Here is a 9,592-nt window from a genome sequence, read left to right as displayed (position 1 = left end):
GCTGTGCAGGACCGTCTTTTCGCATGGATGCGAAAAGCGAGCCTCCATGGACGGATTCACGGCGTGTCCTGCACAGCGACCCCGCCCCGCCAACCCACAGCCCTGCAGGCTCTTGACGTTGCCGTTGCCGTTGCCGTTGCCGTTGCCGTTGACGTTGACGTTGCTGCTACAGCAAGCCGGCCGCAGGCCGGAAAACCGCCAACCCTCAGCGGTGCGACTCATCCGTGGTGAAACTCTCACCGCAGCCGCATTCGGCCGCCGCATTCGGGTTCTTGAACGTGAACGTCTCGCTCAGGCCCTGCTTGCCGAAATCGATGACCGTGCCATCCACCAGCGGCAGGCTCTGCGCGTCCACGTAGATGCGCACCCCGTCCTGATCGAAAACACGGTCGCCCTCGCGCTCGTCACGTGCCAGATCGGTCACGTGACCCCAGCCCGAGCAACCGGTGCGGGTCACGCCAAAGCGCAGCCCCAGGGCACCAGGGGTCTGGGCGACGAAGCGCTGCACGCGCTCAAAGGCTACTGGGGTCAGGCTGACGGCCATGATGGAGCTCCACGAAGGTACGAGACGAGTATAAAGGCCACCGGGGCAGTAGAAATGCCTCGCAAGCGGAACGCTGCAACCGGTAAACTTCGAATTCACAGATCGAGTCGATCAGCAGAGGATTCAAGTCATGACGGTGGTCAGCGTTGAACATGCGCTTGCCGGGAAGATCCCGGAAGGCGGCGAAGTCACGGTACGCGGCTGGGTACGCACGGTGCGTGGCTCGGCGAATCTTGCCTTCATCAACGTCACCGACGGCTCCTGCTTCGCCCCGATCCAGGTGGTGGCAGCCGAATCGCTGGCCAACTTCGACGAGGTCAAGCGCCTGACCAGCGGCTGTTCGCTGATCGCCAAGGGCACCCTGGTCAAATCACAGGGCAAGGGCCAGTCCTTCGAGATCCAGGCCAGCGACGTGGAAGTGGTCGGCTGGGTCGAAGACCCCCTGACCTACCCGATCCAGCCCAAGCCGATGTCGCCGGAGTTCCTGCGCGAAGTGGCGCACCTGCGCCCGCGCACCAACCTGTTCGGCGCGGTCACCCGCATCCGCAACTGCCTGTCCCAGGCCGTGCACCGGTTCTTCCACCAGAACGGCTTCAACTGGATCAGCACGCCCATCATCACCACCTCCGACGCCGAAGGCGCCGGCCAGATGTTCCGTGTCTCCACGCTGGACATGGTCAACCTGCCACGCACCGAGCGCGGCGAGGTCGACTTCAGCCGTGATTTCTTCGGCAAGGAAACCTTCCTGACCGTGTCCGGCCAGCTCAACGTGGAGGCGTACTGCCTGGCGCTGAGCAAGGTCTACACCTTCGGCCCGACCTTCCGCGCCGAGAACAGCAACACCACCCGCCACCTGGCCGAGTTCTGGATGATCGAACCGGAAATCGCCTTCGCCGACCTGGCCGAAGATGCGCGGCTGGCCGAGGAATTCCTGAAGTACCTGTTCCGCGCGGTGCTGGACGAACGCGGTGATGATCTGGCCTTCCTGGCCGAGCGCGTGGACAAGAACGCGATCAGCAAGCTGGAGAACTTCATCAATGCCCCGTTCGAGCAGATCGACTACACCGAAGCGGTGAAGCTGCTGCAGAACTCCGGCCGGAAGTTCGATTTCCCGGTGGAATGGGGCCTGGACCTGCAGACCGAGCACGAGCGCTGGCTGACCGAAGAACATATCGGCCGCCCGGTGGTGGTGACCAACTACCCCGAGCACATCAAGGCGTTCTACATGCGCCTGAACGACGACGGCAAGACCGTCGCGGCGATGGACGTGCTGGCCCCGGGCATCGGCGAGATCATCGGCGGCAGCCAGCGCGAAGAGCGCCTGGACGTGCTGGATGCGCGCATGGCGCAGTTCGGCCTGGACCGCGAGCACTACGGCTGGTATCGCGACTTCCGCCGCTATGGTTCGGTGCCGCACGCCGGCTTCGGCCTCGGCTTCGAGCGCCTGGTGGTGTACGTCTGCGGGCTGTCCAACATCCGCGATGCCATCGCCTACCCGCGCGCGCCGGGCAACGCCGACTTCTGATCCCCTTCCATCCACGGAGGTACCGACCCCATGACCCTGTTCTTCGCGCTGTGTTTCTTCGGCGTGGCGATCGCCGGGTTCAGTGCCTTCGTGATCTTCTGGCCGCTGACCCTGGTGCACCTGCGCGACCGCCATCCGGCGTTGTCGCAGCGCTTTGGCAGCGGTGCCTTCCTCAAGCCCGAAGCACTGGCCTGGCTGTTGCGGCGTGACTATCGCGCGCAGCCGGACCGCTCGCTGTCCGGGCTGGCGACACCGGCCTGGGTATCGCTGCTGACCCTGCTGGCCGGACTGGGCATGGCCGCCCTGCTCTGGCTGGCGTCGATCTGGTAATCACGAAATGAATGACGACTCCCTTCCGCAGGACAGCTGGTGGTTGGCCAGCCTGGGCAACACGCTGATCTGGGCACGCCTGCGCATCCGCCCGGCCGGCACCGCCGAAGTGCTGGACAGCGATGGCAACACGCTGAGCTACGACGGTGAAGACACCGCTCGCGCGCAGCTGTTCGATGCCGAGTTCGTGGAATACGACGGGCTGGACGAAGAAGACGCCCTGGTGCGTGGCTTCTCGCTGCATGAAGTGCAGCCGCCGCGGGCCAGCACCGATGAAGGGCTGCGTGGCCTGATGGTGCAGTCGCTGGGCCGCACGGTCTAGCTGCATGTTCACCCCGCGCGCCTTCGCTGAAACCGACCTGCACTGGCTGGACGCGCTGTTTGCCCGCGATGCGTTCATTACCCTGCTCACCACCGGTGAGGATGGCCTGCCAGAGCTGACCCGGCTGCCGGTGCTGTACCGCCGCCAAGGGCAGGCGATCGAGCTGCGCGGGCACTGGGCCCGGGCCAATCCGCAATCGCGCCGCGACGGACCCGCCAAGGTGCTGGTGGACGGCCCGCACGGGTATGTCTCGGCATCCTGGTACCCGGACAAGGAGGCCATGGCACGGGTGCCGACCTGGAACTATGCCGCCGCTGAACTGAGCGGCCAACTGCACCGCTTCGAGGACACCGACGCGTTGGCGGCGGTGGTCGCCGATACCGGCGATCTGTACGAAGCGAAGGTAGGCCGTGACTGGCAGTTCGAGGCGCAGCGCGATGACCACCTCAGCCAGTTGCGCGGCATCATCGGCTTCCGCTTCCTGGTGGACACCGTGCAGCTGAAAATGAAGCTCAGCCAGAACCACCCGGTGGCCAACCAGCAGGCGGTCATGGCCGAACTGGAACGGCTGCCCTGCCCCGCCGCGCACGAGCTGGCGCAGTGGATGCGCCGTTTCCTGGACGCGCCGGACACCGCGCGCGACTGAAATATTCCGTTGATTCCCGCGACGACGCGGCTCTGCCCGCCGCGCCTTGCCTCCCACCACGTCAGGGACCCCACATGAAAGATGTTGAAAAGCTGCTGCAGAACAACCGCGACTGGGCCGACCGGATCCAGCAGGAAGACCCCGCGTTCTTCGACCGGCTGTCCACGCAGCAGCATCCCGAATACCTGTGGATCGGCTGTTCCGATTCGCGCGTACCCGCCAACCAGATCATCGGCATGGCCCCGGGCGAGGTCTTCGTGCATCGCAACGTGGCCAACGTGGTGGCGCACACCGACCTCAACTGCCTGAGCGTGATCCAGTACGCGGTGGACCAGCTGAAGGTGAAGCACATCCTGATCGTCGGCCACTACGGCTGCGGCGGCGTGCATGCCAGCCTCAACAACGTCCGTGTCGGCCTGGCCGACAACTGGCTGCGGCATGTCGGCGACGTGGCCCAGAAGCATTCGGCCATCCTCGATGCGATCGATGATCCCGACCTGCGCCACGCACGGCTGTGCGAACTGAACGTGATCGAGCAGGTCGCCAACGCCTGCCAATCCACCATCGTGCGCGATGCCTGGGCACGTGGGCAGAAGCTGACCGTGCATGGATGGGTCTACAGCCTGCGCGATGGCCGCGTCCGCGAAATGGGCATCGACGTCGACAGCCCGGAAGCGCTGCAGCCGGGTTATGAGAAAGCGCTGTCCTTCGTCCCGCGCAAGGGCAAGCGCGACTGAGCCTCAACCGGAGCGTCCGCATGCTTGCTTCACCGATCAACCTGATGGGCTGGGTCGAAGAACACCGGCACCTGTTGAAGCCGCCGGTCGGCAACAAGATGATCGAGGACGGCGACTTCATCGTGATGGTGGTCGGCGGCCCGAATTCGCGCACCGACTTCCACATCGACGAAGGCCCGGAGTGGTTCTACCAGCTGGAAGGCGAGATGGTGCTGAAGGTGCAGGAAGACGGCCAGGTCCGGGACATTCCCATCCGTGCGGGCGAGATCTTCCTGCTGCCAGGCAACGTGCCCCACTCACCGCGCCGCCCGCCGGGCGGCATCGGGCTGGTGGTGGAACGCAGGCGCCTGCCGCACGAACGCGATGGCGTGGTCTGGCACTGCGAGCGCTGCAATCACAAGCTGCATGAGGAGTGGTTCACCCTGCAGAACATCGAAACCGACCTGCCGAAGGTGTTCGCCCGTTACCAAGGCGACCTGCAGCTGCGCACCTGCAGTGAATGCGGACACGTGGATCCGCTGCCCGGCGCCTGACAAGGGCCCTGACAGAGGACGCCGAGCATGGCTCGGCGCTACCGGAGGGCGTGCTGTCCTGGTGGGTGACGAGCGTTGGGCGTCACGCTCTGCCCTGCTGCAGGCATGCCACAACGCCGCGCGCGGTACACTTCGAACACGTCAAATCGTGTCGCTCTCACTATGTCCGAACCGCTCAGCCGTGCCCACGCGTTGGCCCTGGATGCCAATGATCCGCTCCGCGACCTGCGCGGCGAATTCCTGATCCCCCGCCACGAAGGCGGCGAGCAGACCTATTTCGTCGGCAATTCGCTGGGCCTGCAGCCGCGTGGTGCGCAGGCCGCGGTGCAGGAGGTCATGGGGCAATGGGCCACGCTGGCCGTGGAGGGCCACTTCACCGGCCCGACCCAATGGCTGGGCTACCACCGTCTGGTCAGCGGACAACTGGCGCAGGTGGTCGGCGCATTGCCCAGCGAAGTCGTGGCGATGAACACGCTCAGCGTGAACCTGCACCTGATGATGGTGAGCTTCTACCGGCCCACCGCGCAGCGCCCGGTGATCCTGATGGAAGCCGGCGCCTTCCCGACCGATCGCCATGCGGTGGAAGCGCAGATCCGCTTCCACGGGTTCGATCCCGCCGATTGCCTGGTCGAAGTGCAGCCGGATGAAGCAGAGGGCACGATCTCGCTGCAGGCCATCGAGCAGGCCATCGCCCGCCACGGCGCGCGCCTTGCGCTGGTGCTGTGGCCCGGCGTGCAGTACCGCACCGGCCAGGCGTTCGACCTGCAGGCGATCACCACGCTGGCACGCGCCCAGGGCGCCAACATCGGCTTCGACCTCGCGCATTCGGTCGGCAACCTGCCGCTGCAGCTGCATGAGGTGGCGCCGGACTTCGCGGTGTGGTGCCACTACAAGTACCTCAACAGTGGTCCGGGCGCCGTCGCCGGGGCCTTCATACATGAACGCCACCATCGCGACACCACCCTGCCGCGCTTCGCCGGCTGGTGGGGCCATGAGGAAGCCACCCGCTTCCAGATGGCGCCGCAGTTCGTGCCGTCCGTCGGCGCCGAAGGCTGGCAGCTCAGCAACCCGCCGATCCTCGGGCTGGCGCCGCTGCGTGCGTCGCTGGACCTGTTCGAACGCGCCGGCATGGCCGCACTGCGGGACAAGTCGCTGGCCCTCACCGGGATGCTGGATGCGCTGGTGCAGAGCCGCCTGCCGCACGTGCTGGAACGCATCACGCCCGCTGACAGCGAGCGCCGCGGCTGCCAGCTGTCGTTGCGGGTGATCGGCGGCCGTGAGCGCGGTCGGGCGCTGTTCGAACACCTGCGCGCGGTGGGCGTGCTGGGTGACTGGCGCGAACCGGACGTGATCCGGATCTCGCCGACACCGCTGTACAACCGCTACCAGGACCTGCACCACTTCGTTGATGCAGTCGATGCCTGGGCCCGGCACTGACGTCGTGCAGGACACATCGCTGAACACTGCCGCCCCGCGTTCGCTGACCATTGTCGGTGCGGGGCTGGCCGGCTCGCTGCTGGCCATCCTGCTCTCCCGGCAGGGCTGGAACATCACGGTGTACGAGCGCCGCGGGGACCCGCGCGTCAGTGGCTATGAAAGCGGCCGCTCGATCAACCTGGCGCTGGCCGAACGCGGCCGCAACGCGCTGCGCCAGGCCGGCGCGCACGTGGAAGCGGCGGTGATGGAGCGTGCCGTGATGATGCGCGGGCGGATGGTCCACCTGCGCGACGACGCCGCCCCCGCGCTGCAGCGCTATGGCCGCGACGACAGCGAAGTGATCTGGTCGATCCATCGCCGTGAGCTCAACGTCACCCTGCTGGAGCTGGCCGAACAGGCTGGCGCCGTCGTGCATTTCCACCGGCGCCTGCATACCGTGGACTTCGACGCGCAGCACGCGCGCTTCATCGATGACCGCGATGACACCCCGCATGACATCCGTTTCGTCACGCTGGTGGGCGCGGACGGCGCCGGATCGGCGCTGCGCGCGGCGATGAACCGCCGCCAGCCACTGGGTGAGCGCATCGAATTCCTGGACCACTCCTACAAGGAGCTGGAGATCCCGCCGGGCCCGAGCGGTGCTTTCAGCATCGACCCCAACGCGCTGCACATCTGGCCGCGCGGCCGCTTCATGTGCATCGCCCTGCCCAACCACCAAGGCACCTTCACCGTCACGCTGTTCCTGCCCAACAAGGGCGATCCAGGGTTCAGCACGGTCACCACCGGCGAACAGGCCGAAGCACTGTTCGCCCGCGAATTTCCCGATGCCCTGGCGCTGATACCGGACCTGCGCGCTGACTGGGATGCGCATCCGCCCGGCCTTCTCGGCACCCTGTACCTGGAGCGCTGGCATACCGATGGCAAGGCCGTGCTGATCGGCGATGCCGCGCACGCCATGGTGCCCTTCCACGGCCAGGGCATGAACTGTGCTTTCGAAGACTGCGTCGCGCTGGCCCGGCATTTGGAAGCCGCCAGCGACCTGCGCAGCGCGTATTCGGCGTTTGAGATCGAGCGTTCGCCCAATGCCTGGGCAATCCAGCAGATGGCGCTGGAAAACTACACGGAGATGCGCGACCAGGTGGCCGACCCGGGGTTCCTGCTGCAGCGTGAACTGGAGCTGGCGCTGCAGCAGAGGTGGCCCACGCGGTTCGTGCCACACTACACCATGGTTACTTTCCTGCACACGCCCTACGCCGTCGCGCTGGAGCGCACGCGGATACAGCGCCGCATCCTGCGCAACGCCACCACAGGGCTGGATTCCCTGCAGCAGGTCGACTGGCGCGCGCTGGAAGCCGAAGTCCACGCCAAGCTGCCAGTGCTGGAGGGCGCGCACTGATGGCCGACAGCTTCCTGTTCTACGATCTGGAAACCTTCGGCCAGGATCCTCGCCGCACCCGTATCGCACAGTTCGCCGCCATCCGCACCGATGCGCAGCTCAACGAGATCGACGCCCCCGTCAGTTTCTACGTGCGCCCGGCCGATGACCTGCTGCCTTCACCGTATGCCACGATGGTCACCGGCATTACCCCGCAGCATGCGCTGGCCGAAGGCATCGGCGAATCCGAGGCGCTGGCGCGGATCAATGACCTGATGAGCCGCCCCGGCACCTGCGCGCTGGGCTACAACACGCTGCGCTTCGATGACGAGTTCATCCGCCACGGGCTGTTCCGCAACTTCTTCGACCCCTACGAGCGCGAATGGCGCAACGGTAACTCGCGCTGGGACCTGCTGGACATGCTGCGGCTGATGCATGCGCTGCGTCCCGACGGCATCACCTGGCCCAAGCGCGAAGACGGTGCGACCTCGTTCAAGCTGGAGCACCTGGCCGATGCCAACGGCGTGCGCGATGGCGATGCGCACGAGGCGTTGTCCGACGTGCGCGCCACCATCGGCATGGCCCGGCTGTTCCGCGATGCGCAGCCGCGCCTGTGGGACTATGCGCTGCGCCTGCGCGACAAGCGTTTTGTCACCAGCCTGCTGGATGTCACCGCCCTGCGGCCACTGCTGCACATCTCGATGCGCTATCCGGCCAGCCGCCTGTGCGCCGCGCCGGTGCTGCCGTTGACCGTGCATCCGCACATCGCCAACCGCTACATCGTGTTCGACCTGGACGGCGATGTTGACGCGCTGCTGCAGTTGCCGGCCGAGACCATCGCCGAGCGCCTGTACCTGCGCGCCAGTGAACTGCCTGAAGGCGTGCAGCGCATCCCGTTGAAGGAAGTACACGCCAACAAGGTCCCCGCGCTGGTGGCCTGGAACCACCTGCGACCCGATGACCACCAGCGCCTTGGGCTGGACATCGCCGCCATCGAAGCCAAGGTCGACCAGCTGCGTCCCCATGCCGCGCTGCTGGCCGAAAAGGCGCGCCAGGTCTTCGCCCGGCCACGCGAAGGCGGCCCATCCGATGTCGATGCCTCGATCTACGATGGCTTCCTCGGCGCCGGCGACAAGCCCCTGCTGGCACGCGTGCGCACCACTCCGCCGGAAGCACTGGGCGCGCTGGAAGGGGAGTTCAATGATCCCCGCCTGCCGGAACTGCTGCTGCGCTATCGTGCGCGCAACCATCCTGGCAGCCTGGATGCCGACGCCCGCGCGCGTTGGCAGGCCTACCGCCAGCGGCGCCTGCGCGGTGATGAAAAGCTCGGCGAAGTGAACCTGGCCGAGTACAACGAACAGATCGATGCGCTTGCCGCCGAGCCGTCCGACGACCTGCGCCGCCCGGCGCTGCTGCAGGCGCTGCGCGATTGGGGCAAGCAGCTGGAGGACAGCCTGTGAGCGCTTATTTTTCCGATGCCAGCTTCAAATTCCTGAAAGCACTGGCACTGCACAACGACAAGGCGTGGTTCGCTGACCACAAGCAGCAGTACGAAGACCACGTACGACAGCCGTTCCTGCGCCTGCTCGCTGACCTGCAACCGGCGCTGGCCGAGGTCAGCCCGAAGTTCCGTGCCGATACGCGCACCGTGGGCGGTTCGTTGTTCCGCATCTACCGCGATGCGCGCTTTTCCAACGACAAATCGCCGTACAAGAACTGGCAGGGCGCGCGGCTGTTCCATGAGCGTCGTCGTGAAGTCGCCGCACCGTCGTTCTACGTGCACCTGCAGCCCGGTGCGAGCTTCGTCGGGGCGGGTGTGTGGCATCCCGAGCCGGATACCCAGCGCCGCATCCGCCACTTCATCCTGGACAATCCCGGCAGCTGGAAGCAGGCCGCGCATGCCCCGGCGCTGCGCCGTCGCTTCGAGATGGAGCAGACCGAAAAGCTGGTGCGCCCGCCGCGCGGCTTCCCGGCGGATTTCGAGTTCATCGACGATCTCAAGCACCGCAACTGGGTGATGTGGCGCCAGCTGGACGACGCCACCATGACCGGGCCGCGCCTGCTGTCCACACTGGGCAAGGACCTGGTCGCGCTGGGTCCGTTCGTGGATTACCTGTGCGCGGCGCTGGATCTGGAGTTCTGA

General features: G+C 66.3%; 11 protein-coding genes. 10 read left to right on the top strand and 1 reads right to left on the bottom strand.

Annotated features, from left to right (window positions below):
• Positions 1-205: 205 nt before the first annotated feature.
• On the bottom strand, positions 206-544 hold the full coding sequence (locus H9654_RS16995) for a HesB/IscA family protein (protein WP_101100562.1): 339 nt from the start codon (positions 542-544) through the stop codon (positions 206-208).
• Positions 545-674: 130 nt separating this feature from the next.
• Between H9654_RS16995 and asnS the strand changes: the two genes are divergently transcribed.
• The 10 genes from asnS (at position 675) to H9654_RS16945 (ending at position 9,592) form a co-directional block, all read left to right on the top strand.
• Positions 675-2,069, top strand: a complete 1,395-nt coding sequence (asnS, locus tag H9654_RS16990; RefSeq protein WP_042614897.1) for an asparagine--tRNA ligase — start codon at positions 675-677, stop codon at positions 2,067-2,069.
• A gap of 30 nt (positions 2,070-2,099) precedes the next feature.
• Positions 2,100-2,399 carry a hypothetical protein gene (locus H9654_RS16985; RefSeq protein WP_042614896.1) on the top strand — a complete coding sequence of 100 codons (300 nt, stop codon included), beginning with the start codon at positions 2,100-2,102 and terminating at the stop codon, positions 2,397-2,399.
• A gap of 7 nt (positions 2,400-2,406) precedes the next feature.
• The gene (locus H9654_RS16980; RefSeq protein ID WP_057507927.1) at positions 2,407-2,721 is read left to right on the top strand and encodes a hypothetical protein; all 315 of its coding nucleotides are present in this window, start codon (positions 2,407-2,409) and stop codon (positions 2,719-2,721) included.
• A gap of 4 nt (positions 2,722-2,725) precedes the next feature.
• Positions 2,726-3,367: an FMN-binding negative transcriptional regulator gene (locus H9654_RS16975; protein ID WP_191771896.1), complete on the top strand. Its 642-nt coding sequence runs from the start codon at positions 2,726-2,728 to the stop codon at positions 3,365-3,367.
• Between the two features lie 74 nt (positions 3,368-3,441).
• Positions 3,442-4,104 carry a carbonate dehydratase gene (can, locus tag H9654_RS16970; protein ID WP_042614893.1) on the top strand — a complete coding sequence of 221 codons (663 nt, stop codon included), beginning with the start codon at positions 3,442-3,444 and terminating at the stop codon, positions 4,102-4,104.
• Positions 4,105-4,124: 20 nt separating this feature from the next.
• Positions 4,125-4,637: a 3-hydroxyanthranilate 3,4-dioxygenase gene (locus tag H9654_RS16965; RefSeq protein WP_191771895.1), complete on the top strand. Its 513-nt coding sequence runs from the start codon at positions 4,125-4,127 to the stop codon at positions 4,635-4,637.
• Between the two features lie 162 nt (positions 4,638-4,799).
• Positions 4,800-6,074: a kynureninase gene (kynU, locus tag H9654_RS16960; RefSeq protein WP_191771894.1), complete on the top strand. Its 1,275-nt coding sequence runs from the start codon at positions 4,800-4,802 to the stop codon at positions 6,072-6,074.
• Complete coding sequence (locus H9654_RS16955) at positions 6,055-7,470, top strand: FAD-dependent oxidoreductase (RefSeq protein ID WP_406833491.1); 1,416 nt, start codon at positions 6,055-6,057, stop codon at positions 7,468-7,470. The genes kynU and H9654_RS16955 overlap by 20 nt, the downstream gene beginning before the upstream one ends.
• A complete protein-coding gene (sbcB, locus tag H9654_RS16950; RefSeq protein WP_191771893.1) occupies positions 7,470-8,909 on the top strand; it encodes an exodeoxyribonuclease I in 1,440 nt (479 codons plus the stop codon). Before H9654_RS16955 ends, sbcB begins: the two co-directional genes overlap by 1 nt.
• Positions 8,906-9,592, top strand: coding sequence for a DUF2461 domain-containing protein (locus H9654_RS16945; protein WP_191771892.1), 687 nt, complete (start codon positions 8,906-8,908; stop codon positions 9,590-9,592). Before sbcB ends, H9654_RS16945 begins: the two co-directional genes overlap by 4 nt.

The organism is Stenotrophomonas lacuserhaii (assembly GCF_014836545.1).
Taxonomy (GTDB): domain Bacteria; phylum Pseudomonadota; class Gammaproteobacteria; order Xanthomonadales; family Xanthomonadaceae; genus Stenotrophomonas; species Stenotrophomonas lacuserhaii.
This window is presented reverse-complemented; position numbering and strand designations above follow the sequence as displayed.